The organism is Providencia sp. Je.9.19, assembly GCF_051129765.1.
In the GTDB taxonomy this organism is placed as follows: Bacteria; Pseudomonadota; Gammaproteobacteria; order Enterobacterales; family Enterobacteriaceae; genus Providencia.
In genome coordinates, this window is sequence record NZ_JBCPSS010000002.1 from 347673 (window position 1) to 372684 (window position 25012).

At 39.4% G+C, this 25012-nt stretch carries 28 protein-coding genes and 1 tRNA gene; 15 read left to right on the top strand and 14 right to left on the bottom strand.

Going from position 1 to position 25012, the window contains the following annotated elements; all coding sequences use genetic code 11:
- The first annotated feature begins 9 nt into the window (after positions 1–9).
- The 13 genes from AAZR93_RS10785 (at position 10) to AAZR93_RS10845 (ending at position 11986) form a co-directional block, all read left to right on the top strand.
- Positions 10–288: a BMC domain-containing protein gene (locus AAZR93_RS10785; protein ID WP_006658501.1), complete on the top strand. Its 279-nt coding sequence runs from the start codon at positions 10–12 to the stop codon at positions 286–288.
- A 75-nt stretch (positions 289–363) separates the two neighbouring features.
- A complete protein-coding gene (locus AAZR93_RS10790; RefSeq protein WP_434719814.1) occupies positions 364–2004 on the top strand; it encodes an acetaldehyde dehydrogenase (acetylating) in 1641 nt (546 codons plus the stop codon).
- A 26-nt stretch (positions 2005–2030) separates the two neighbouring features.
- Positions 2031–2294, top strand: a complete 264-nt coding sequence (locus AAZR93_RS10795) for a EutN/CcmL family microcompartment protein (protein WP_294109617.1) — start codon at positions 2031–2033, stop codon at positions 2292–2294.
- 6 nt (positions 2295–2300) lie between these two features.
- Complete coding sequence (locus AAZR93_RS10800; RefSeq protein ID WP_336430976.1) at positions 2301–3431, top strand: 1-propanol dehydrogenase PduQ; 1131 nt, start codon at positions 2301–2303, stop codon at positions 3429–3431.
- Positions 3432–3497: 66 nt separating this feature from the next.
- Positions 3498–6929, top strand: a complete 3432-nt coding sequence (gene cutC, locus AAZR93_RS10805) for a choline trimethylamine-lyase (RefSeq protein ID WP_434719815.1) — start codon at positions 3498–3500, stop codon at positions 6927–6929.
- Positions 6930–7012: 83 nt separating this feature from the next.
- Entirely contained in the window at positions 7013–7966 is a 954-nt protein-coding gene (cutD, locus tag AAZR93_RS10810; RefSeq protein ID WP_294109700.1) for a choline TMA-lyase-activating enzyme, read from the top strand.
- A gap of 13 nt (positions 7967–7979) precedes the next feature.
- Positions 7980–8441, top strand: a complete 462-nt coding sequence (locus AAZR93_RS10815; protein WP_434719816.1) for a BMC domain-containing protein — start codon at positions 7980–7982, stop codon at positions 8439–8441.
- A complete protein-coding gene (locus AAZR93_RS10820) occupies positions 8438–9082 on the top strand; it encodes a phosphate propanoyltransferase (RefSeq protein ID WP_294109611.1) in 645 nt (214 codons plus the stop codon). The genes AAZR93_RS10815 and AAZR93_RS10820 overlap by 4 nt, the downstream gene beginning before the upstream one ends.
- A gap of 14 nt (positions 9083–9096) precedes the next feature.
- On the top strand, positions 9097–9789 hold the full coding sequence (locus AAZR93_RS10825) for a hypothetical protein (protein ID WP_434719817.1): 693 nt from the start codon (positions 9097–9099) through the stop codon (positions 9787–9789).
- Positions 9790–9852: 63 nt separating this feature from the next.
- Positions 9853–10272 carry a DMT family transporter gene (locus AAZR93_RS10830; protein ID WP_294109608.1) on the top strand — a complete coding sequence of 140 codons (420 nt, stop codon included), beginning with the start codon at positions 9853–9855 and terminating at the stop codon, positions 10270–10272.
- A gap of 23 nt (positions 10273–10295) precedes the next feature.
- Entirely contained in the window at positions 10296–10622 is a 327-nt protein-coding gene (locus AAZR93_RS10835) for a DMT family transporter (RefSeq protein WP_294109606.1), read from the top strand.
- Positions 10623–10809: 187 nt separating this feature from the next.
- Positions 10810–11145 (top strand): tRNA-binding protein, encoded by a 336-nt coding sequence (locus AAZR93_RS10840; protein ID WP_294109604.1) that lies wholly within the window; start codon positions 10810–10812, stop codon positions 11143–11145.
- A gap of 127 nt (positions 11146–11272) precedes the next feature.
- A complete protein-coding gene (locus AAZR93_RS10845) occupies positions 11273–11986 on the top strand; it encodes a helix-turn-helix domain-containing protein (protein WP_294109602.1) in 714 nt (237 codons plus the stop codon).
- A gap of 396 nt (positions 11987–12382) precedes the next feature.
- Here the strand turns inward: AAZR93_RS10845 and AAZR93_RS10850 are convergent, their stop codons facing one another.
- The 11 genes from AAZR93_RS10850 to AAZR93_RS10900 all read right to left on the bottom strand — a co-directional run bounded on the left by AAZR93_RS10850 (position 12383) and on the right by AAZR93_RS10900 (position 21014).
- On the bottom strand, positions 12383–12790 hold the full coding sequence (locus AAZR93_RS10850) for a DUF2628 domain-containing protein (protein ID WP_294109599.1): 408 nt from the start codon (positions 12788–12790) through the stop codon (positions 12383–12385).
- A gap of 256 nt (positions 12791–13046) precedes the next feature.
- On the bottom strand, positions 13047–13382 hold the full coding sequence (locus tag AAZR93_RS10855; RefSeq protein WP_294109597.1) for a helix-turn-helix domain-containing protein: 336 nt from the start codon (positions 13380–13382) through the stop codon (positions 13047–13049).
- A gap of 17 nt (positions 13383–13399) precedes the next feature.
- Positions 13400–14224 (bottom strand): MrpH family fimbial adhesin, encoded by an 825-nt coding sequence (locus tag AAZR93_RS10860; RefSeq protein ID WP_294109595.1) that lies wholly within the window; start codon positions 14222–14224, stop codon positions 13400–13402.
- Positions 14225–14245: 21 nt separating this feature from the next.
- Entirely contained in the window at positions 14246–14776 is a 531-nt protein-coding gene (locus AAZR93_RS10865) for a fimbrial protein (RefSeq protein ID WP_294109592.1), read from the bottom strand.
- Complete coding sequence (locus AAZR93_RS10870) at positions 14776–15267, bottom strand: fimbrial protein (protein WP_294109590.1); 492 nt, start codon at positions 15265–15267, stop codon at positions 14776–14778. The genes AAZR93_RS10865 and AAZR93_RS10870 overlap by 1 nt, the downstream gene beginning before the upstream one ends.
- Positions 15268–15278: 11 nt before the next feature.
- Entirely contained in the window at positions 15279–15824 is a 546-nt protein-coding gene (locus AAZR93_RS10875; RefSeq protein ID WP_434719818.1) for a fimbrial protein, read from the bottom strand.
- Positions 15817–16398, bottom strand: coding sequence for a fimbrial protein (locus AAZR93_RS10880; RefSeq protein ID WP_434719819.1), 582 nt, complete (start codon positions 16396–16398; stop codon positions 15817–15819). The genes AAZR93_RS10875 and AAZR93_RS10880 overlap by 8 nt, the downstream gene beginning before the upstream one ends.
- A 12-nt stretch (positions 16399–16410) precedes the next feature.
- The gene (locus tag AAZR93_RS10885) at positions 16411–17163 is read right to left on the bottom strand and encodes a fimbria/pilus periplasmic chaperone (protein ID WP_294109584.1); all 753 of its coding nucleotides are present in this window, start codon (positions 17161–17163) and stop codon (positions 16411–16413) included.
- Positions 17164–17188: 25 nt separating this feature from the next.
- Positions 17189–19858 (bottom strand): outer membrane usher protein, encoded by a 2670-nt coding sequence (locus AAZR93_RS10890; protein WP_434719820.1) that lies wholly within the window; start codon positions 19856–19858, stop codon positions 17189–17191.
- A gap of 20 nt (positions 19859–19878) precedes the next feature.
- The gene (locus AAZR93_RS10895) at positions 19879–20412 is read right to left on the bottom strand and encodes a fimbrial protein (RefSeq protein ID WP_336430972.1); all 534 of its coding nucleotides are present in this window, start codon (positions 20410–20412) and stop codon (positions 19879–19881) included.
- 77 nt (positions 20413–20489) lie between these two features.
- A complete protein-coding gene (locus AAZR93_RS10900; RefSeq protein ID WP_294109578.1) occupies positions 20490–21014 on the bottom strand; it encodes a fimbrial protein in 525 nt (174 codons plus the stop codon).
- Between the two features lie 662 nt (positions 21015–21676).
- Between AAZR93_RS10900 and AAZR93_RS10905 the strand changes: the two genes are divergently transcribed.
- Positions 21677–22231 carry a tyrosine-type DNA invertase gene (locus AAZR93_RS10905; RefSeq protein WP_294109575.1) on the top strand — a complete coding sequence of 185 codons (555 nt, stop codon included), beginning with the start codon at positions 21677–21679 and terminating at the stop codon, positions 22229–22231.
- 666 nt (positions 22232–22897) lie between these two features.
- The gene (locus AAZR93_RS10910; RefSeq protein WP_294109574.1) at positions 22898–23233 is read left to right on the top strand and encodes a DUF1622 domain-containing protein; all 336 of its coding nucleotides are present in this window, start codon (positions 22898–22900) and stop codon (positions 23231–23233) included.
- Positions 23234–23418: 185 nt separating this feature from the next.
- Here the strand turns inward: AAZR93_RS10910 and AAZR93_RS10915 are convergent, their stop codons facing one another.
- The 3 genes from AAZR93_RS10915 to dicD form a co-directional block, all read right to left on the bottom strand.
- On the bottom strand, positions 23419–23736 hold the full coding sequence (locus tag AAZR93_RS10915; protein WP_294109572.1) for an MGMT family protein: 318 nt from the start codon (positions 23734–23736) through the stop codon (positions 23419–23421).
- Positions 23737–24066: 330 nt separating this feature from the next.
- Positions 24067–24142: transfer RNA gene (locus tag AAZR93_RS10920), tRNA-Phe, on the bottom strand.
- Positions 24143–24267: 125 nt separating this feature from the next.
- Positions 24268–24840: a division control transcriptional repressor DicD gene (gene dicD / locus AAZR93_RS10925; protein ID WP_434719990.1), complete on the bottom strand. Its 573-nt coding sequence runs from the start codon at positions 24838–24840 to the stop codon at positions 24268–24270.
- Positions 24841–25012 lie beyond the last annotated feature (172 nt).

Here is a 25012-nt window from a genome sequence, read left to right on the forward strand (position 1 = left end):
AAATTACTGATGAAAGAAGCACTTGGTCTAATCGAAACTAAAGGTCTGGTAGCGTGCATTGAAGCTGCGGATGCCATGTGTAAAGCGGCAAACGTTGAGTTAATCGGTTATGAAAACGTGGGTTCTGGGCTAGTTACGGCGATGGTAAAAGGTGATGTTGGCGCGGTAAATGCGGCAGTGGAATCAGGTGTTGAGGCAGCAAAACGTGTTGGCACAGTGGTGACTTCACGCGTTATTGCAAGACCACATAACGATATCGGCAAAATTGCACAGCAGCACAAAGCCTAAGTTGTGGGCTGAAACATCGTCATTCTAGACAACAAATTTATTTAGTTAATTTTTGACTCCGGTACGGGGGAAGACATGGTTGCATTAGATAAAGATTTGCAATCCAGACAACTGGCAAGAGAGCTAGTTAGAAACGCGAAGCAGGCGCAGAATATTTTTGCTACTTTTTCGCAGGAAAAAATCGACAGTATCGTTAAACACATCGCTATTGAATCGGCGCTTCACGCTGAAGAGTTAGCGAAAATGGCAAATGAAGAGACTGGTTTTGGGAAATGGCAAGATAAGGTCCTGAAAAATACATTCGCTTCACTGCGTGTCTATGAACACATAAAAGATCTAAAAACCGTTGGCATCATTAGTGATGACAAAATCAATAAAGTCATGGAAGTGGGCGTTCCATTAGGGGTCATTACGGCACTTGTGCCATCAACGAACCCGACATCGACCATTATCTATAAAACATTGATTGCCTTAAAGGCAGGTAATGCAATCGTCTTTTCCCCACATCCAAATGCGAAGGCTTGTAGTTTTCGTACATTGGAAATTGTTAAAAAAGCGGCTTTAGAGGCTGGTGCGCCTGAAGGTATCGTCGATGGCGTTACTATGCTGACATTAGATGCCACCAAAGAATTAATGCATAGCAAAGATGTTTCATTAATTTTGGCGACAGGCGGTGAAGCAATGGTACGCGCTGCCTATGCATCAGGTACACCAACTATCAGTGGTGGACCGGGTAATGGCCCAGCTTTCATCGAACGCAGTGCTGATATCAAAAAAGCAGTTAGCGACATTATTACCAGTAAAACGTTTGATAATGGCGTTATTTGCGCATCTGAGCAATCCATCATTGTTGAACGCTGTATTTATAACGAAGTGCACCGTGAGCTGTTAGCACAAGGCGCTTACTTTATGAATGATGATGAAGCTAAGCGCATGGCATCAATGCTATTGCGAGGTAATGGTACCATTAATCCAGAAGTTGTTGGAAAGGATGCTCTTTATCTTAGCCAACGTGCAGGTTTCACTATTCCTGCTAATACCCGTGTATTGATTGCACTACAAGATACCGTTTCACCCAAAAATCCGTATTCCCGCGAAAAACTATGCCCAATTTTAGGCATGTATATCGAAGAAGATTGGAAATCAGCTTGTCACCGTGTGGTTGATTTACTCACTAACGAAGGCCTAGGTCATACCTTAGTGATCCATACGCAAAACGAAGATGTCATCCGTCAGTTCTCGCTTGAAAAACCGGTTAACCGAATTTTGATCAATACCCCTGCATCATTGGGTGGCATTGGTGCAACCACTAATCTGACTCCGGCATTGACGCTCGGTTGTGGTGCTATCGGTGGTGGTTCAAGTTCTGACAACGTTGGACCGATGAACCTGCTAAATATTCGTAAAGTAGGTTATGGGGTACGTTCCATTGACGATCTTAAACAGCCGACTCAAGCGCCGAGTTGCTCAGCTTCATCAGTGGTAGCGGTGAATGTTAGCCAGTCACCTGTGAGTATTTTGGATGATGAGCGGTTTTTTAACTCATCCGTTGCGACAACCTGCGCCTATTCACCTGCCAGCAATCATGGTGATGATAGATTCGGTAGCGCAATGAATACTGCCCCTAGAGCCGAAACTACCGTCGCACAAAGTGACATCACTGAAGAGAATGTCGAGCAAATTATTAAGGCAGTTCTTGGACGTCTCAGTAAGTAACTCATTGAAATAAGGCGGTATAAACCATGATCCTTGCAAAGGTAATCGGACATGTTGTCGCAACGCAAAAATGCCAAGAGCTCAGCGGTAGTAACTTACTGATGATCTCTGTACTGGGTGATGACCTTGAGCCGTTGAAAGACAAAACGTATGTCGCGGTTGACAGTGTCGGTGCCGGAATTAATGACATTGTCTTAGCGGAAGCTTACTTCGCTTTGAATAAAGATAGATACAAAGCCATGTCAGTGGTTGCCATTGTTGAGAAGGTTTATCGGGATAACAGGGAGTAAAGCAGCATGAATCAGTTTTTGATTAAACCCAAAGTTCAATTTGGTGCGAATGCGCTGGATTTTATCTCTCAAGTCAGTGCTAGGCACGCATTTATCGTGACGGATAAAGCGATGGTGAAGTTTGGTTTGGCCGATGAAGTCACCCGTCGGTTGCAAGATAGCGGCGTCACCTTTTCTATTTATGATGATGTTGCACCAGACCCGGACATTGCTGCCATTGTGAAAGGGATGAAAATCATGGATATGCAGTATCCAGATTTAGTTATCGCACTCGGTGGTGGGTCTGTTATCGATGCTGCAAAAGCTGTTATTTACTCCCTTTGGCATACACAAAAAGATTTGAATAGAGCAAAGCCACAGTTTATTGCGATCCCAACAACCAGTGGTACTGGCTCTGAAGTAACGTCATTTTCAGTGATTAAATCAAAGTCAGAAAAATTGGTTTTGGTTGATGAATTTATGTTGCCAGACGTTGCCATTCTTGACCCTGCATTAGTGAAGTCAGTACCCGCTTCGATTACTGCGGATACTGGAATGGATGTGTTATGCCACGCTTTAGAGGCTTATGTCTCTCGTACCGCATCTGACTTTTCAGATGCACTGGCAGAAAAAGCGGTTCAATTGGTCTTTGGACATCTGATTGATTGTTATCGCGAAGGCAGTAATTTGCTTGCTCGAGAAAAAATGCATAACGCGTCTTGTATCGCAGGAATGGCTTTTACCAATGCATCTTTAGGTATTACCCACAGTTTGGCACATGCATTAGGCGGCGTATTTCACATTCCCCATGGCCGTGCTAATGCCATTTTAATGGCACAAGTGGTTGCTTTTAATGCAGATATTAATGGGCAATGCAGTAATGAAGCTGCTAAACGCTACGCGAGATTAGCAAAAAACTTGAATTTGCCATCATCAACCGTTCGTGAAGGTGTTGAAAGCCTGATAGTGGCGATTAACGTACTGAAAGATGAGATGAATATGCCAAAAGGCATTCAGGCAACGGGTGTCAATGAAATAGATTTTAATACCCGCTTAGCGGAAATGGTTGGGCAGGCGCTGCGTGATAGTTGCACACCGACTAACCCACGTGAAGTGAATTCGATGCAACTAGAAGCGCTGTATAAACAGTCTTTTTGACGATTAACGCTTTTATATGATGAACACAAACTAGAAAGAACATAACGAACATCAGGAGAGGCTAACATGGCCAAATATGCTTTGACCCCACGCGTGAAAATGCTGGCTGACCGTTTAAGTGCCCGCAATAGCTCAATCATTACTGAACGTGCCAATATTCTTGAAGCACTGGGCAATCAGTTGACCGGTGTCCCGCAGGCGATTAAACCTGCTCAGCGTTTTTATGAATTTATGCGTAATTTTCCGGCATTTATCGCACAAGATGAACTGATTATTGGTAGCCAATCATCAACCCCACGCGGTGCGATTTTCCATACGGAAAGTGAAATTCACAGTAACAGTATTTATCAATTTCTTGCTGGTGATAGCGCCATCGCTGCACCTGATTATTTAACCGTTTTAAATGTGGGTTTTGTGGCTCTTAAGGGCAAATTAGAAGACCGAGTGCGTAACATTGGTAGCGCTGTTAGCCGTAATAGTATTGATGAGGCAAATAATTGCCGCTCTGCTATTTATGCATGTGATGCGGCTATCTGTTTTGCACAATCATTAGCGGCTAAAGCTGATAACATGGCCGCCGCAGAAGGTAATCAATATCGTCGCGCAGAGCTACAAGATAGCGCCGAGATTTTACGTAATGTGCCTGCAAAACCGGCTCAAACGTTCAAAGAAGCTTGCCAAGCTTTCTATTTATTACAACTGATTTTGCATTTAGAAAATGGCAGCTATGCGGTCAACCCAATGGGCTTTGATAAAGCCGTTTATCCATTCTATCAGCGTGATATTGAACAAGGACGCTTAACGCAATCGCAAGCTTATGAAATTGTTGAAAGTCTATGGTTGAAATTAGCTGAATTATCTGAGGTTCGTTCGACAAAATCTATTGATGGCTACCCAATGTTTGATGGGATGTCTCAAGGTATTTACCTTAATGATCCTCGCCTGTGCATCAATGAATTATCGGCAATGTTGCTGTCTGCTCATGAAAACTTATCGACATTAACGGCTAATTTCAAAGTGCGTTTATACAGCGGCCAAGCCAGTAGTCAGCCGCAGTATGGTGCACCTCAAGCGGGATATATTGCTCCTGCTGAGCAAGCTAATCACGAATTTAAAGTCATGGAAGGCCTTACGCCGCGTTTACAGCGTTTACGCAATAATTACTTAGAAGCACGTCCAAGCGTTTCAATTTATCGCGCACTGACGTTTACTGAAGTTGCTAAAAATAATCCGGGTTTACCAACCATTTTATTACGTGCGAAAGCATTCCGCCGCGCTTGTGAAACGGCACCTATTCTTATCCAAGATGAAGAATTGATTGTTGGACATCCATGCGGTAAGCCGCGTGCGGGTGCATTCTCACCGGATATTGCATGGCGTTGGGTTGTCGAAGAACTCGATACGATGGGCACACGTCCACAGGACCCATTCTACATTTCAGAAGAAGATAAACGTACGATCCGCGAAGATATTGCACCTTTTTGGGAAAATCGCTCATTAGATGAAATTTGCGAAGCGCAATATCGTGAAGCGGGTGTGTGGGAATTCAGCGGTGAAACTTTTGTCAGTGACTTGTCTTATCACCAAATCAATGGTGGCGGTGATACTTGCCCAGGTTATGACGTGCTGTTATTCACTAAGGGCATGAATGGGATTAAGGCTGATGCTCAGGCCAAGCTTGCCCAATTGAATATGGAAAATCCAGAAGATATTGACCGTATTTATTATTACAAAGCGTCAATTGAAACCTGTGAAGGTGTGGTGGCTTATGCACATCGTATCGCTGAACGTGCTCGCGAATTAGCGGCTAAAGAAACGGATCAGAAACGTCGCGAAGAGTTACTGACGATTGCTGAAGTTAACCAAAACGTACCTGCAAATCCACCGACTACGTTACAAGAAGCACTGCAAAGTATTTGGACTATCGAATCACTGTTTGAAATCGAAGAAAATCAAACCGGTTTATCTTTAGGGCGCGTAGACCAATATTGCTTCCCAATGTATGAAAACGACATCAAAACAGGTCGTTTAACACAAGATCAAGCATTGGAGATGATGCAAGCATTTATCATTAAATGTGCTGAGTTAATGTGGATGTCAAGCGAGCTAGGGGCGAAATATTTTGCGGGATATCAACCATTTATTAATTTAACTGTTGGTGGACAAAAACGCTCTGGTGGCGATGCCTGTAATGAGCTGACTTACTTGATTATGGATGCAGTACGCTTCGTTAAAGTGTATCAGCCATCACTGGCTTGCCGTATCCATAACCAATCACCACAGAAATACATGGAAAAAATTGTCGATGTGGTTAAAGCAGGAATGGGCTTCCCTGCCTGCCATTTCGATGATTCACACATCAAAATGATGTTGCGTAAAGGTTTTGATTTTGAAGATGCTCGAGACTATTGCTTGATGGGCTGCGTTGAACCACAAAAATCAGGCCGTATTTATCAATGGACTTCAACGGGTTACACCCAATGGCCAATTGCAATTGAGTTTGTATTAAACCGCGGTCGTATGGTGCTATTTGACAGCTATCAAGGCCTTGATACCGGCGATTTACGTGACCTAAAAACCTTTGAAGATTTTGACCGAGCAGTAAAAGCACAAATCTCACACATCGTTCGCTTATCTGCCATCGGTACGGTGATTAGCCAACGTGTCCACCGTGATGTTGCGCCAAAACCATTAATGTCTCTCTTTGTTGAAGGTTGCATGGAGCAAGGTAAAGACGTTGCGGCTGGTGGTGCGATGGTCAATCACGGTCCAGGCTTAATTTTCTCTGGTCTAGCAACTTATGTTGACTCTATCGCCGCTATTCGCAAGCTAGTTTATGAAGATGGTCGATATACCCTTGAACAAGTTCGTGATGGTCTATTGGCAAACTTTGAAGGCTATGAAGAATTGCGTCGTGACTGCTTAAATGCGCCTAAATTTGGTAATGATGACAATTATGTTGACCAGTATGCGCTGGATATTACCGAGTGGACGGAGCGCGAATGCCGTCAATACAAGATGCTTTATTCAACATTGAGCCATGGGACATTATCTATCTCGAATAATACGCCAATTGGCGAGTTAACTGCGGCGACACCGAATGGTCGTTTAGCGTGGATGCCTTTATCTGACGGTATTAGTCCAACGCAAGGAGCGGATAAACAAGGTCCAACGGCAATTATCAAATCTATCAGCAAAATGAATGTTGAAACCATGAATATCGGTATGGTGCATAACTTCAAGTTCCTGAAAGGTTTGTTAGATACACCAGAAGGTCGCAATGGGCTGATTACCTTACTGAGAACCGCATCGATTCTCGGCAATGGTCAAATGCAGTTTAGCTACGTTGATAATGAAATGTTGAAACAAGCACAGAAAGAGCCTGAAAAATATCGTGACTTAATCGTTCGTGTTGCCGGGTATAGCGCTTACTTCGTTGAATTATGTAAAGAAGTTCAGGACGAAATTATTAGCCGTACGGTAATTGAGAAGTTCTAACTTTAGATTGGCAGATGAAGGAGATTCATCTGCCTTTTCATAATAAAAACAATAAATTTTGATTGTAATTTGGAGGCGTGATGATGAATACAGCAGCGGCGGACATTAGAGGGCGGATATTTAATATCCAAAAATACTCTATTTATGACGGTGATGGTATTCGTACTCTGATCTTTCTTAAAGGGTGCAACATTCGTTGTCCTTGGTGTTCCAACCCAGAAGGACTTAGTAGCCAATTTCAAGTGATGTTTTCCCATGATAAGTGTGTCAGTTGTGGCAAATGTGTGGATGTATGCCCTGTCGGTATTCATTACATGACAAACAATGAACAAGGGGAACAGGTTCATCGGGTGAATAGGGGCATTGATTGCATTGGTTGCCGTAAGTGTGAAGAGGTTTGTATCGGTGATGCTTTAGACATTATGGGAAAAGATGTCACGGTAGCAGAAATGATGGAAATCATCATGCAAGATTATGATTTTTATATTTCTTCGGGTGGCGGTGTGACGATCGGTGGTGGCGAAATGAGCCTACAAACTGATTTTGCGGTTGAGCTATTGCGTGAATGCAAAAAAATGATGATCAACACTGCTGTGGAAACACAAGGAACAACCTCATTAGCGAACTATGAAAAGTTAGCGCAAGTTGTCGACCTATTTTTATTCGATATTAAACATATTGATACTCATCAGCACAAAAATTTATTTGGTATTGGTAATGAAAACGTACGCCGTAATCTCGAAAGGCTGGTGGAATTAGGGGCAAATATTGTTGTCCGAATGCCTCTAGTTCGTGGTTACAACGATTCATTCGATGCTATTACCGGCGCTATCAAATATGCGATGGAGTTGTCAAAACGGGGCAATGTGAGTCGAGTGGATATCCTCCCATATCATCAATTAGGTCGTGGTAAATACGACAAACTCGACATGATTTATCCCATGAAGACAGACCCGACTTATAGCGCTGAAGAGTTAGACAAATTAGACGCTTTCTTTAAAACGTTTGATTTCGATATTCGACTTGTTCGTCACTAAGTAGGAGAGACAAATGAAAAGTTTAGGTGTGATTGAAACTAAAGGATTGGTATCTGCAATAAAAGCCGCAGATGCAGCATGTAAAGCCGCGAGTGTAGAAGTCGTCGGTTATCGAAAAATAGGTTCTGGGCTGATTTCTATTTATTTTCAAGGTGAAATTAGTGCTGTTCACACAGCCATTGACCATGGCATTAGTGTGATAGCTGATAGCCAATTATTAGTAGGTTCCCTGGTGATCGCACGACCTGATCCTAGTGTTATCACCAAGCTATTAGCGGTAAAAAATAGCCAAGGTGAGTTAGACAAAAGTACTGAGCTAGCTTGTGACATGGCAAAAATAGAAAAGCCGAAAGAGATTGCCGTTGAAAAACAATTATTGGTTAAGGAAAAAACGGCGGCGAGCATCGTTGATGTGAAAATTGACAGCATCAGTAAAGAGCAGAAAAGTGGACTGAACAAAGGTAAGAAATCATGATTAATCAGCAATTGATGGGGAAAATTCTCTCTCGTCTTTCAGCGCACAATTCGGTGGTTGGAATGGATGCTGATATTGCTATTCCTGTGGGCATTTCTAATCGCCATGTTCATCTTTCGCAAGCGGATGTCGAGATATTATTTGGCCAAGGTTATCAATTAACACCTTTTAAAGAGCTAAAGCAGCCGGGGCAATTTGCGGCAAAAGAATGTGTCATTGTCGTTGGGCCGAAAGGCTCGATTAGCAAAGTGAGAGTACTCGGGCCTGTACGTCCCAAAAGTCAGCTTGAAGTGTCAAAAGCCGATTGTTTTGTTTTAGGGATCAAAGCGCCAGTGCGTGAGTCGGGAGATTTAAATACCTCGGGAAGTGCGTTATTAATCGGGCCGGCAGGGCATGTTAATCTGGAAGAACAAGTGATTTGTGCTCAACGCCATATCCACATGAATATGATGGATGCTAGAGCATTGAATGTGGCAAATGGCCAAAAAGTGCATATTCGTACTGAAGGGGAACGCAGTTTGACTTTCGATGAGGTTGTTGTTCGAGTCGATGAGCGATTTTCTCTTGAATTTCATATTGATACTGATGAAGCTAATGCGGCTGGTTTGCGTAACAATGATAGTGTCTTTGTTGTTAGCTAACAAGAAGGTGCAAGATGAACGAAAAGTTAATTGAACAGATCGTTGCACAAATTTTATCGCGGTTGAAAAAACAGGTACTTGTTGTGTTATCTCCTGCACAAAGTCATGAGCAGGCAATATATCAACGGTTAATGCAGATGACTTCTGTTTCCTTTACTGTTTATGCAACCGATATGATGTCGACTCATGAAAACATAGCACAATGGGCATCTCTTGGTAACATAATAACAAAAGAGACTATTAATATTGAAGCCCTTCACCAGTATCATTGTATTTTCCTACCTTTTATTGGTACGAAAGCAGTAGGTGAAGTCGCTAATGGGTTGTTTATCAGTGAAGAGAGTCAATTAGTTTTGCAGGGGCTATCGCAGGATATACCGATAATGGCATTAAAATATCATTGTTGCCCTGAGAGTGAGTTAAATCAAATTTTAGGTTTGAATAAGAATGAACAATACAACAATCTTATTAAAGATAATATCAAGAAAGCAATATTATTAGGTGTCCAGTTTGATTCATTTAATAATATTGAAGAGAAATTGCTAATAACTAGATGTGAACAAAATAAAAAATCTAATATAAAAAATACCAATCGGGAACGTTACATTACTTTAAAAGAGGTAATGGATAACCCTGGCATATATTGTTTGAAGAGGAACAAACTCACAGATTCAGCGATAGATTATTTGAAATCATTAAATAAATAAATTTATTTAAATTAAACCTCATTGTATTTAAATATAAAAATATTAATAATAGGAGCGTTACCCATGTCCCCTAAAGCAAAATCATGGCTTTGGATGCTAGCGGTTATTATTTCTGAAACATCAGCAACATCAACATTAAAAATGTTTGATAATAGTGAGGGAACGACTAAATCATTATTATTAGCTTTAATTATTGTTCTATATGTTATTTGCTATTACTCCCTTTCGCGGGCGGTTAAAAATATTCCAGTTGGATTAGCGTATGCAACATGGTCAGGCACCGGTATTTTGATGGTTTCAACACTGGGAATGGTATTTTATGGCCAACATCCTGATACCGCAGCCATGATTGGTATGGCAGTTATTGCGAGTGGGATTGTTATTATGAATCTATTTTCCAAAATGGGCGCTGAAGAAACGGATGAAGTTAAAGAATCGACAGCAGAATCTTCACTACCAATTAACAATAAAGCAGCTCATTAATTATAAATGTTGAGGGAAATACTATGTTTACAGGATTTTTATGGCTAGCATTATCTATCGGCTCTGAAATAACAGGTACGTCGATGATTAAAAAAACCAATAGTTTTAGTAAATTAGCGCCATCGATATTAGTTATTATTGCCTATTGTGTCTGCTATTTTGCATTAACCCGTGCAATGGGTTATATCCCAGTAGGGGTCGCTTATTCACTGTGGTGTGGGTTTGGGATTGTTGGCGTCACTTTAGTTTCAATGATTTTATACAAGCAGAAACCTGATTTTCCAGCAGTGTTTGCAATGGGCCTGATTATCTCAGGTGGTATTATTATGAATGTTTTTTCTACCATGTAAAAAGCTATCTCTCTTTCTTATTATTTTTAATATAATTGCCTTCAATTTTTGAGGGCATTATTTTCCAATGTTAAATATTAATATATTGACTGTTTCACAATATAAAATGCATGTTTGGCGACAATAGTTTTAATTATTTCTATGCTAAATTAATCATTAATAATGATGATGTTTAGGAGTCGATTTTATGCAAACTATTGGATGGGATGATTTCACGCGTGTGGAGATGCGGGTGGGGACAATTATAAGCGTGCAAGTAAATAGTAAAGCTAAAAAGCCCGCTTATATTATAGATGTTGATCTTGGTGAGCTGGGTGTTAAGCGTTCTAGTGCTCAAGTTACGGTTAATTATACACCGGAATATTTGGTAGGTAAGTGCGTATTATGCGTTTGTAATTTTGAAGCAAAGCGGATAGCTGGCATTAAATCTGAAGTACTCATTACAGGTGCTCCCGATGAATCAGGGGCAATTGTATTAGCAGAGTTTAATTTACCACTTCCCAATGGGGCACTTCTCGCTTGATAGTAATTTGAATTATTTATAATTATGTTTTTATATTGGGGTGAGGAAGAACTTCTAAACTTTGTGTTACTGCCTTTCACATATAAAAAGGTTATACTTCTAGCTTATATTGATTAGGAGTATTCCGTTGCAATTACCTGAACTTCATTTCCGTCAGTACTCAGACGAAGTCATTTCTCATCAACATGATGAGCATTGGCAAGTTGTATGTGCATTATCAGGTGAAATGGAAATCAATATGGATAGGCAGCATTTCTTATTAAGTATGGGTAGTGGGATGGTGATCCCGCCAAGTGTTAGTCATGCTTTTAGTGGCCGAATTGGTAATCAGAACTATGTACTTGAAATGCCCGCGACAGCACAATGGGCATTGAATGAAAAGATAAGCCAATTTACATTAACGCCTGCTGCAAATGGCCTTTTAAGCTGGTTACATCGTTTTCCTCAACCTCCAGAGCAAAGTTTTACTGTTGCACAATTATTATTTGCACAATTAAAAACTGATAACCGATGGATTGATGAACTAATTAAATGGATTAATTCCCGGTTACATTTACCTCTTAGCTGCCAAGATATTGCTAGTGCTTTTTATATGTCTATCAGTACATTACAGCGGAAAGTCAAAGCCGAAACTCAATTAACACTGATGCAATTATTATTACAAAAGAGAATGGAGGCCGCTGGGCGTTTACTATTAGCAAATCTTTCCATTGAACAAACAGCATTTTCCATTGGTTATGAGTCTCATTCTGCATTTAGTCATGCATTCCGTCAATATTATGGTAAAAGCCCAACGGATTACCGTGCTCGGCTATTAAATATAAGCACTAAACCACAGTAGCTAATTTAATTTTAGTTTAAAATATAATGAGTTAACTAAATATATAAAATTAAATAGTTGAAATTTTATATATTTAATTTTTTAGGTCAGTAAAATATTATTTAAATAGATTTAAGCTATTTTATTATATTTATTTTAAAGTTAACACTTTGATTTTAAATGATTTTTTAATTTTACTGGAGTGGTTAATTTTGTCCTCTTGTACTATTTGGTTATTATTAATATTTATGTCTTATTTATGTCAATTTATTTGAGTTTAAACTAACGACTGATATTAGGTATTTTCCATTGATGACCTTTCTGATTTTGATTAAAAAGGCGCTTATTGAAAATAAGATGAACAGCAATAGGCGCCTTTTCATAAAAATTACTACATACTAAGTATGGTCATGAAATTTAAACCATTCTAATGCCTTCAAATGGATTCCAGCTATCCAGCCCTTTGGTTTCTTTTAGATAATAAGCATAATTTGCAATCATAGCCCAGAGCGCTGATATCCCTACTGATAATCCGGTGTAAACGCCATTAGGGAAAACATCGCCAAGTAGCATATCAATCGTACCAACAATAATACCGATACCGATAGAAACACCGAGCAGTACAAGGCCTTTTTTCCATAAACCTAAAATTAAAAAATAAATAATACCAAAGAAAAAAGCGAATATATTCATATTGATAAGGATTCTTCCACCAAATGACTCCGCTTTTAATGCAGCTTTAAATTCGGGTGTGCTTGGTGAGCCGTATTTATCAAAAAAGGCAAAACGCTTCTGCCATTTTGGTGAGTATTGTTTTTGTTCCATTTTAATCCCTGTTGAAATCATCAGATAGATAGCTAGGTTAATCATACAGTCTTATGTTATCTAACACAGCCGTAAATATTCCTAATAATATGAAAAAGAAAATACTTATCTGATTGATTATTTGTGGGAATGTTAATTTTTAATATCACACTACAGTTGTCTGTATTTTGAATATTATTTCAAGATGTCATAATTATAATAGGCGCTGCCATTTTTAAATTGACAACGCCTATTAAGCTATAAATACCATGATATATTATAGCCGCTTTATCTCATTCGCTAATTGGACTGAGTCGTAAGACTGTATAAAATTATATTTAGCGTTTATGGGTTCTTCTTCTAAAATAGTATCAAGCTGATTACTAATGTCCTCTATAAACCAATTCATCGGTGTTTTCAACGCAACGGCTATTTTGAATAAGCTAAGTAGGTTAATTCTATTTTTTCCTCTCTCATAACGAGAAAACTGTTGCTGGCTTATATTCAATAATTTCGCTAATTGTGAACCGGTATAGCCGAGTTCTTTGCGTTTTCTCAAAATGCGCTGACCTATATAGTAATGTATTCTGTTACTATCGTTTCGTATTGACATAGTGATAACCTAATTATTTATGGCACCGTTAAAATAAGTGAACCAGCCCCTTGAAAAGGCCCCGCTTTAACACGCCCATTAGTTTCTAGTTTGGAGGTGATCCCTACTTTGACGCCTCCACCTGCAGGTACTCGAACCGAGACACCTGTTTGGCCTGGAACAGTATTATTGAGAAATAAACTGGCTTTTAAACTGCCGTCATCACGTAGCCTGACTTTTCCGTTATCCATACCTGATGCGATGACAAGTACATCCATTTGAATATTGCAAGTAACTGTAAAAGAAGAGGATTCTATAGCATTAGGTAGACTAACTTCATCAATATTACCGTAGTTAATATCGACACTCGATTCTGAAATTCGGCAAGCGCCAACAGGTGGTGGCGCAATCCCACATAATGAACCTGGTAGTAGACGACCTGATGATTCAACTAATCCACTGCTTATGTTTTGATAAAACAATCCGACACACTCTTGGTTTTTAGCCAACGGATCTCCAACATGGTTAGTTCTTCCATTAATGGGAAAACCGGTGCTTCTTATGACTGCCGCACGCACTTCTTGCATAGTTCTTAAGCCACTGACATCGACTAATGACCGAGCCACGCTTCCGGGATTACCTGATGCGGTATGTTTATGATTAATATTGATATAACATCTTGGCCAGCTCGCACAGGGGCTGGGTGTTCCATCATTTTCTTCATCCCAGCGCTCAATGACGTAGGTATATTGTGCATTACTGGAAGAGCCAGTAGCCTCTGTAATATAAGAGAAAATTGCAGCACTCGCGGGTAAAGAGATTGCTGCCATACTGGTGAAAAATATATACGATAACCATTTCATGTTAGCTAAGTACCTTATTTGTTATTCGTAATCTAATTTGAAAGTCGCAATTGCATTAAAAGGACCTCGCTTAATTTTTTGCTGAGCAATCGCATCAGGTTCACCTTTTAAATAGGCTTTAAATTTCAGCTGCGTTGAGCCATCTGATAGCGGTAACTTCTCCCCTTTGGTATTGATGGGCAAAAAAGTCCCTGTTTCATCTTCAATACCGATGGCAAATCCATCTGCGCGACTATTGTCTTGCAGTGCAAGGTAGCCCGGTAATACTAGACTTGGTGTTCCTGAAAAGGTGACATTGACGGACTTGCCAATACTGGTATCACATTCAGCTAGATTGATAGAAAATGCTTCGCTGACCGTTCTTCCGTAGGCATAGATATTTTTATCGGGTACGTTACCAAAATCTAAACGAATGGATTCATCCCCAGGCTTAATTACGCAAGGTTCTGATACTAATATGCCGTGGAAATATAAATTATCCGGAATGGCCTGCGCTAAACCATGATAGGCTAGCAGTATCATGAATAAGCATTTTGTAATGAACTTGTTCATTATTGATACTCCGCTAACAATGTTGCCGTCACTGAAAAAGCGCCTTCAGGTAAGTCACTTCCCGGGCGTTTTATGGGTACTGCCTTGAGTAACGGAGGGCGGGTTGGTGTAATTGTTATACGCTTATTAATTTCAAAGGGCTTGCCATCTTGAGTTAAACGAATTGCTAAATTATTCACATTCGTTTGTAATGCAGCGCTATCAAAATTACTTTGAGGCCCAATGACAGAAAGGCCGAGAACCCAACCTTTGATGTTATCAACGCACACCAATTTATAGTCAATTTCTTGGGTATAATTGATGCCATCGATTCGATGTATCCCAACATTTTTACCAAAGAAGATATCAATGACGTTATCGTCTTGAATTTTACATGCAGGCGGCTCAAGCAAAATACCATGTAGTTTCATGTTATTTGCTGATGAAATATTGCTTGATACCAACATTATCAAACTAATAATGAGGGTATTATTTAGTGTTGATTGAAACATAAGCGCGCCTCTCACTGATACTCGATGAGTAGGGTAGCAATGGCTTCAAAATAGCCACCCGTTAAGGTTTGAGTCATATCTCTTACAGGTACTACCGAAAATTGTGGTGCATTCGGGTAAGTGAAATTGACGGTTTGACCAACTGGGAGTTTGCTGTCATTACGCATAATAGCGATGCCTAACCCTTCAATATTTGTTGATAATGAGTTGTTGTCGAACTTGGCTCTATTGCCTTGTACTGACATTTTCATGGCTTTACTGGGCATTTTTTCGCATTTAATGTTGTAATTGACAGGCATTTTGTATGCTGTCCCATCAATACGTGTTGACATGACTTCACCGAAATTAATATCAATCATATTGCCGTCATTGATGACACAAGGAGGCGGTGCAAGTACGATGCCTCTAATGTTCACATACACAATCCCCGGAGTCGCACGCGCATTGCTTGAGGGTAATATGCGTGACTCAGGTAAGTTGGCATTGGCTGTTGAGGCCCATATTATTGTGACTAAACATAATTTTTTTGTATGTGGCCATTTTTTCAAATCAGTCATAATTCACCCTAAAATCCATTACGGCTCTGAATTGGCCTTCACTTAATTTCTCGGGGGTTCTCACGGGGGTAACGTAATAAGTTAGTGTTCCTTGTGGATATTCGAGAAATTGTGGTTTGCCTCGAGCACCTAAGCGAATGTCATTCCTTTGTTTATCTGTGACTTTTAGCGCTAACCCTGTCACACCTTTAACCGCTAACATTTGCGGATAATAATTATCGGCTTGCGCCACGAATGACACTGTCGCAACGGGTTGCATCGCATCCCATGTCGGGGTGTCCGTTCTTTGGTCATAAATCACACTCTGTGTCCGAATACAGTTACGAAACAGTAGGGTGAAGGGTACCGGTTCCGCTTGATCTCCCGGTTTTCGTAGCCGATATGCAGGAACATCACCAAGCGAAACTTCCTGCCATTTCGACGCCATATCGAGCGTACAGGGCGCTTCAGTGAGCTGCCCATTAACACGAATTTGTCCGTGTAGCCCCTCGACTTCCCAGCTATCTATCGCGAGTACTATTGACGGCAGTATTGTGCAGAGCACAGCTGTGCAATATAGATGTGTCCTTTTCATACCAGCCTCCTCTTAATTGTCTGAGGCTGAGGCCACAGTACAATTGACCCCATTGCAGCTAAATGTCAGCTTAGGCCTACCACCATAGTCATTGATATAAGTCAGCACAGGCGCAGTGCCCAATGAACTTGTGTTGCCTTTGAGTAGCTGGCTACTTCGAGGATCAATCATCACAGGCTCAAAATTAGCGATCGTATTGCCGTTGAGATCTTTTGCCGCATCTACAATCGTGATGTAGTAAGGGGTAGGATTATTCAGTTCATAACCATCACCTTTACGGGTGATAGTGAGTTTTTCTTGCCATGGCGAATCCAAATCTGTTCGCGAGGCATAAAGTGCTTTTGGTCGATAAAATAATTTGATGCGTGTTTGAAGCGCAATTTGCAAAACGTTTGGTTGTGAGCTTTTTGGCGGAATTTCACGCAAATTAAAATAGAACACGCTTTCCCTATCTTGCGGTAATTTGCTGATGTCAGGCAGTGATTGAATTTTGACTTGGCTTTTTTCACCAGCTTCAATGCGTTGCACTGGGGGTAATACAGTCAGTGGGGATTCCACTTTTTCACCTTGCACGTTTTCTATCCAGCCTTGGGCTAGATAGGGGAGGTCAACGTTCTGGTTTGTGACGTTTAAACTAATGGTTTTTTCTGTGCCATTAAAGATGACGCGAGTTCTATCAAGGGCAATGGCAGCATTAGCGCCACTGCTCGCAAGTGTAGATAAACTGATTATTGTGGTAATCAAGGCACTTTTTTTTATGTTCATAAATATCAACTTTTTTCCATAAACTTTATAGTGAAGCATCATCAGTGGTGTAAGTAATATCTGGTCGCGATAATAACCAGCGTTGCTTTGGCTCTATTGCCTGTTTAGGGGCAAGATTGTCAGTTGCCGTTTGCGTCGTCACTGGAGGCACATTCACTGTGGTTGGTTGAGCCCCGCAAGGGAGTAATAATGAATTAAATTCTGTTGTTTCAATTTGTGCCGGAATTTGTATCTGGCATTGCGTTTCACCATTCCAAGTGACATTAAGTATTTCATTTGGATTTACGCCAGAAAGATAAACAGAGCCGTTATCATTAACGATCCCAACTTCATATTTTTTACTGTTGAGGACTGATGCGCCAAACGGTGGGTAGCTTCCATCTGCAAGTGCAAGTCTTACCATGGTTTTCAGACCCGAAAGCACATCGAATTTACGATAAGCAATCGCCCCTTCGGTAACAGTTAATTGTTTAACAGACTTGGTGGCTTCGACATTATCGGGAAGCTTATTCAGATCAACGCTGGTACTGGTGCGATAGTAATCGTTGATATCTGAAATAACGGCTTTACCATATCGATTGGTTTTCACGTTGGCGCCAAAACCTTTGATAGGGACATCAGCAACACCTTCGGTATCAACCATGATCCGGCTTGCGCCAGGCATATTGATGCGATGCAGTGCTGCACCATATGGGGTTATGGTTGCTCCACCTTGTAAAGAAAGTGCGGCTGAGGCGTAGTCTCCGGCAACATAACTGGCATTAGTGGTTACCGTGGCGGAATCACCATAATGGAGGAAATAGCCGTTTCCTGTCGCTCTGCCTCGAGAGCTCAGTCCGGTCCCTAAGCGATAACTATTTTTATCATCTAATCGGTCATAATAACTTACCGTATGTGAGTTACCGGTCCGGTTGATAATGCTGTTATAACTGATAGTTGCGGCATCACCCCATGGCATGGAAAAGTTTAAGTAAACGCCATCATCATTCTTTTTGCCTTCATATTGATTGCGAAAAGCAGATAAACTGGCATTAATATTTTTAAATTTTCCCAAATCAAAGTATTTAGATAACGACAAGTTATAGCGCTTGGTATTAGGCCTATTCCAATAGGTTTCATGGCTATAATTTAAATAAGCACTCAGCCCAATATCAGTGAACTGCTTGTTCAACATGATGGTATAAAGTTCTTTTGTATTTTCTTGAACAGAGCTGCGATAACGGCGATCAAGATATTGGTTCATGCTCATGAAATCACGTTCAGAAAAGCGATATCCTGCAAAAGTGATTTGGCTGTCATATTGCTCAAAGCGTTTGGAATAACTTAAGCGATAGGAACCACCTGTATAGGTTTTATTATCTAGAGGCAGCTTGGCTCGCGATTCAGTGACATCAAATGAGATTGCACCAAACATCATTAAGTCACGACCGACCCCCACCGAAAGCGCATTGTAATCACCAGCACCGAGCGCACCGCCATATAGTGACCAACCATTAGATATCCCCCACGAAAACTCACCTAATGCGAATCCTGGGCCTTCAGTATGGTGGCGTATATTACTTGGACGCCCTCCTGCAAGTTTGAACTGTACGCGGCCTGGGCGGGTCAAATAAGGGATTGTTGCGGTATCAATTTGAAATTCTTGAGTGGAGCCATCTTGTTCTTCGACTCTGACGTCAAGTTTACCGTTAACCGCATCATTTAAATCTTGAATGCGAAAAGGCCCAGGAGCCACTTGCGTTTCATACAACACACGACCTTGTTGGCTAACTGTGACTTTGGCATTTGTTTTTGCTACACCACTGACCTCGGGTGCATAACCTCGCAAATTGGGTGGTAGCATGTTGTCATCTGACATCAAACTTGCACCAAGATAACGAAAAGACTCAAAAATACCTGAACGCAGATATTCCTCACCCAAAGTGAGTTTGGCGCTTAATGATGTAATGGCACGATAAGCGTAATATTGACTCCAATCCCAGTGACGTTCAGTGGATTGGCCTGATGTATCATTATAATTAGCTTGCCAATTTGCACGAAAACGCCATACACCAAGATTCATCCCCGCGACCCCATTACCACTAATTTGACGGCTAGATTTGCTATTTTTAGGGTCCGTGAGCTGTGTATTTAAGTTGTAATCAAATAGTGCGCCAGCGACACCGTTATCCCAACGAGCAGGGGGATCCCAGTTATCTGAAGTGAACTCAAGATAGGCTTGTGGAATAGTGATAACAATGGTTTCTGATGCTAGAGATCCACTTGCCGTCATTCCGGGCAGTGAGTCTACTTTTAGACACTGGCCATTGTTCCACCATTGTAGTTTTTTTTGCCATTCATCTTGCAATGCAAGTTGTGACATGACCTCTGGTGATAAACAAGGAACGGTTTCCTGAGGATTACTTGCGGATGTGATATAGGCAATATCATAAACCGAAGGAAGCGTATTAGTATTAAGACTGATGTAAAAAGGATAAGTGCCGGGCATAATATAGCCCGCATGAGTGAATTCACTTAAATCAATATTACTACGATCGTGAACATCTAGAATATCTGTATTGAATTCAATATTGGTATTCGCAAAGGTATATTGATTTTGCGTAATGGCAATAATAACCATTAATGCCAAAGGATTAAAAATATAACGCGCTGAGTCAGTGAAGACTTTATTTTTCTTATTTAATAGCAGAGTCATAATAGTCCCTTCGCAATAACTCAGTAATAATCCATTTTAAATTGGATTGTTGTTTTATAATTTCCTGCTTTTAGACGTTGGTTATTACTGACTAAGCGCATACCATAATTAAGTGTCATCGTGCCAGGCTCTATTGCACGAGCAGGTAAAGGTTTTCCGGGAAGTGCATGATTCCCGAAAGCATCAATAATTTTTAATGAAACACCTCTGGCTTTACCGAATAATTGAAAATTGTCACCGTCTAGTGAACCATCAAAAGTTATTTCAAAAGATTGCCAATCAGGTTTTCCGGGTGTTAATGGTGTCAGGGTGCAGTTAATCAAACGGATAGAGAAAGGGCGAATTGGCCCTTCTCTATCATGTATCATTTGACTAACGGGGATCGTCATTAATTCAATAGTCTGATCACGACTTCCGGCATCAATAGCGCAAGGGCTATCAATAATAGAGCCTTCTACTGAGACATATCCGTTTCCCTGCTCTGCATGAGATGCCATTGCAGGTATAACCATTATTCCTGAAAACACCATGACAAAAATGCCAAAGTGATTCATAAATACTCCGTGTTAAAACAATATAATTAAATGATGTAAATTTAATTAGGCCATACATCCGTGTTTAGGCCTTTTTATTATTGGTAAGCTAAAGCGAATGTTGCGATAGCTTTAAATGCACCAGGGGTTGCTGCTGTTTTGCTATCACCTTGCAGATAAGCTGCAAAGTTTAAGTCATTATTACCGTCACGCAGTGTTTGTGCATCAGAGGCTGTGCCTAATTTAATTTGCTTACCACCTGCGTTAGTAATAACAATAGCGGCATTTTGTGCTTTACCATCAATGGCTAAAGAACCGTCAGCGATTGTGCTGCTTGCGCCAGTAAAGGTTGTTGTTACTGTTTTTAATGTTTCAGTCGTACAGTTTTCTAATGCGATTTTAAAATCACGGGAGTTACTACGACCACCATCTTTTAATTCGGCAGTAGAAATTTGTCCCATAGGAACTGTTTGCTCAGAGGTTTCAGGTGTGATTGAACATGGTGCATCAATGATAGAACCTTCAAATGTGACAGTTCCGTGTCCTTGGTCGGCGGCATTAGCTGCGCCTGCAGTAATAGAGAGTCCTAGACCTAAAATTAAAGCAAGTTTATTAAGATTCATTTTGTACATTTCCATTAAATAAATAAGACATTAAATATTTAAATAAAACAGCACGCTTACCACTGTTTTATTATTAGTGCTTTCCTTTGTTTCATCTTAATTTGGTACAATATTGACGTTCTTTAAAAATATCTTTAATGAACAAAAAACCGAACAATATGCATCAAATTGACCAGTTTGGTTTTTCATTGCGTGAATGTTAATCTGATGGTTTTTATATCTTTTTTGCAGTATATAAATAGTATTTTATTTTGTTTTTTATTTGTCTGGAGTGTGTTACTAGGTAGTAATACTTTTTATTCTATAAATCATTTTTTACACTGAAAATGATTATTGAATAATTACTTAATTATCAATTGGTTATTGTTAAACGCAGATTTAGAGTAGCGATATTTGACTTAAACTTGTAATCGAACAATAATACGAACAGTTTGATGCAAAGTGTTAATTTAAATAGTAAAAAAACACCTGCATATTGTATTTTACGTATTTTAAATTGAGTTCAATGAAGATATATAATCAAATCTATCTAAAACTTTTAGTGTTATCTAATACTAAATAATGGTATTTCTCTGTGTATAAAGTAATCATTTGTTTATCATTTTCTAAGATTTGATATATTAGTTTTATCTTGTGTACTCTTATTATAGGAAATGAAAAATATGAAACAACGTAAATTTCTAACTCGCTTTGAAATTAATGCAATATTAGATGAGGCTAAAAAAGGTCGATATTCAGAACGTGATTATTGCATGTTATTAATGTGTTTTATTCATGGGTTTCGTGTTAGTGAATTATGTAATTTATCTTTGAAAGATATTGACCTTAATTCAAGAGTTATTTATGTTAGGCGATTAAAAGGCGGCTTATCGACAACACAGCCTTTAATCTCGAGTGAATATAATGCATTAAATGAGTGGCTACATATTAGAAGTCAGTGGCGCGATGCAGATTCTTCTTTAGTTTTTCTTTCTCAAAAAGGTGGCGGAATTTCGCGACAACAAGTGTATGGACTTATTCGTTCCTATGGTAAAAAAGCGGATGTATCTATAGAGGCACATCCACATATGCTAAGGCATGCATGTGGTTATGCATTAGCTGATTTAGGGCGCGATACTCGTCTCATTCAAGATTATTTAGGTCATAGAAATATTTCACATACAGTTATTTATACAGCAAGTAATGTTAAACGATTCTATAATATTTGGGAGTCATAATATTTTTATATTTGATAAAATAGTCGAATTGAAAAGTAATTTTAATTTTATTAAACTAATTTGTTTTTTATCTATCATTGAATGATGTTGTAAGTGTATTTTTTAATTTTGAATTTTACTCTTGTTGTTAATACTCAAGATGCGGGTTTTTGAAAGTTTTTTTCTATTTTAAAATGTTATACAAAATTAAAGTTTTGGTGTTTTTATTGTTTCGCTGGGGAAGCTATATTAGTTTTCATTTTAACTACTTTAACTGTTTTTAGTGATTTTCATTACTTAAAATTATAATGTTGTTAGATTTATCAATGTGGTTAATAAATGAGATAAATTATAAAAATAATGAATTGTACTTGTTTTTAATTTATAGAAGTAAAATATTTTAATAAACGATGATAAATTTAACTATGGGAATTTACGTCCTTGTAAAATCACAAAATAAACTCAAAAAAGCTAATCATAGGTTACGATAAAGGTTGAATCTGCATTTGGCTTTGCACTACCCACCGTAGGGTCTTTTTGGGGTAATCACTTAGTTGGTCACTGATAATGCATTTCTTCATGAAACTTACTGTTATTTATTGCTTTAATCCTACCTTAAGGCGTTGTATGTTGGTCATACTTGATATTTAAAATAAACAAATTTGAAACTTATCATTGAGGTATTCAATGTTCGACTTAGCCTTTTTACGTGAATTACTGGTCTCAAGTGTTCATGTTTTTCAGTTACTATTAGAAACTATCTCGGTCATTTGCGTCGTTATTGGATTAGTTAAAGCACTAATTATTTTAGTCCAATTAAAAGGGGGGAGAGCGGCACGTTATCGGTTTGGTGACTGGCTTGCAACGGCATTGGAATTTCAATTAGCGGCTGATATTTTGGTTACAACAGTAGACCCAGATTTAGATAGCCTCATTAAATTGGCAATTATTGCAGTGATCCGAACCTTCTTAAATTATTTCTTGGCGAAAGAACTTGAACATAAGCCTCATTTTGAAAAATAAGCTGAGACGTTAAAATTGCAGAGGTACTTAGAGTATTCAAAATGACATTCAGGTTTTTTATGTTGTTTAGATGTAATCGCCTATTTTTTATGTGGGGGTAAATAAAAATAAAGGCGGCTAGTAAACTCTAAGTGCCTAAGATAATGACTGAAGAATAAAGGTGGTATGAGGGATGTTTAAAATAACTAATCAAATCCCTCCCATAAATATTGTTTCAATTTTATCTTATCATTTGGGCCAAAAATGATACCTTCACCCATGAGTGCTTTCTTATGTCGCATATAATGTTCACCTGTAACAGATAATTTCCCCTGACCATTAATTATACGATGGCAGGGTAAAGTGCTGCCCGTAGGAACTTTTCTTATCACCTGGCATACTTGTCGTACATAACTTGGGTAACCTGCCATTTTTGCAAGGGTTCCATAAGTCACTACTCTACCTTTAGGGATGGCACCTATAAGGCTATAAATAATATCTTGAAAAGACGGAGTATTGTTCATAGTCAATATCTTCATGGCGGTGGATATTCATTAAAACATATAGATGTAAAATAAGCATGTTTTCTGTATCTAGATGATTTAATGAATAGAACTAATTGTATTTTTTGATTTTAGCGTTTCATCTCGGATTTAGCATCAGTTAGAGACTTAGTAAGCTTCCTGAGAGAAAAAATGGGCACACACTTTATAGGAACTAATTATACCTGAAAGTCTAGTTGAGCAATGAAGTTGATGAAGATAGGAACGAATTGAACTGAAATTTTGGGAGAGTATTTATTTTAGTAGAAGCCATAAGCAAAAACCCGCCTTTCGGCGGGTTCTTTGAATAAGTGGTGCCCGGACTCGGAATCGAACCAAGGACACGGGGATTTTCAATCCCCTGCTCTACCGACTGAGCTATCCGGGCAACGGGGCGCATTAAACCGTATTAGGCTGTTTACGTCAATGGATTTTTAATAAAAAACCTTAATTACTGACTGAGTGTTTTCTTTTTCGACAAAACTTGACCGTTTAACGCGCTGACGATGATTTTTAGCTCAATGCGCCTTTTTTACGGCATAATGCAATGGCTAAAATATCTTCAGAAAGATGTTGAGCAATCTGCACATCTTTTATGTCGTGCTGAACCAAAAGGCGGTTAAGGCAGCCTTCTAAAACTAACTCCATCTGGTTAGCGACTAATTCTGAATCTTCAATATCAAGCTCATCTAATAACTCTTTTGTGAAGCGAAATGAATTATCTTTTTGTAAGCGACTTAGTTGATGAATAGGGTGGTCTGAGTCAGGGTAATAGCTGCAAGCTGAGATAAACAGACAGCCAGGGAAACGCTCTTCGCTGACCTTTTCACTCAGTTGTTGGTAACGTTCTGTTAGCTTCTGTTGAGGACTCAGCGATTCATCAAGGAGCGTTTGGCGTTGCCATGTTTCAATCTGTTGCCCATGAAAACGCAAACAATCATAGATAAGGGCTTCATCATCTGGCCAAAACTGGCGAATGGTCGCGAAATCAGGCTCAATTTCATTTAGTAGGTTTTCCGTTGATGCGGATAAACCTTGTTTTTCCAGTTGGTTTAAGGCATGGCTTAAGATCGTTTCACGCTGGATAGGCATTATCATCTCCATCAGAATATTTCCCAGTTTGATTCATCATAGCAATGTTCAATATCTAATTATAGCGGTTTGCTTTATGAACGGAAAAACTAAGCGTGAATACGTATTGTACTGTTTACTGAGATAATTGAAGAGGGTGTCGGAAAACGGGTAGTAAAGTAGGTAT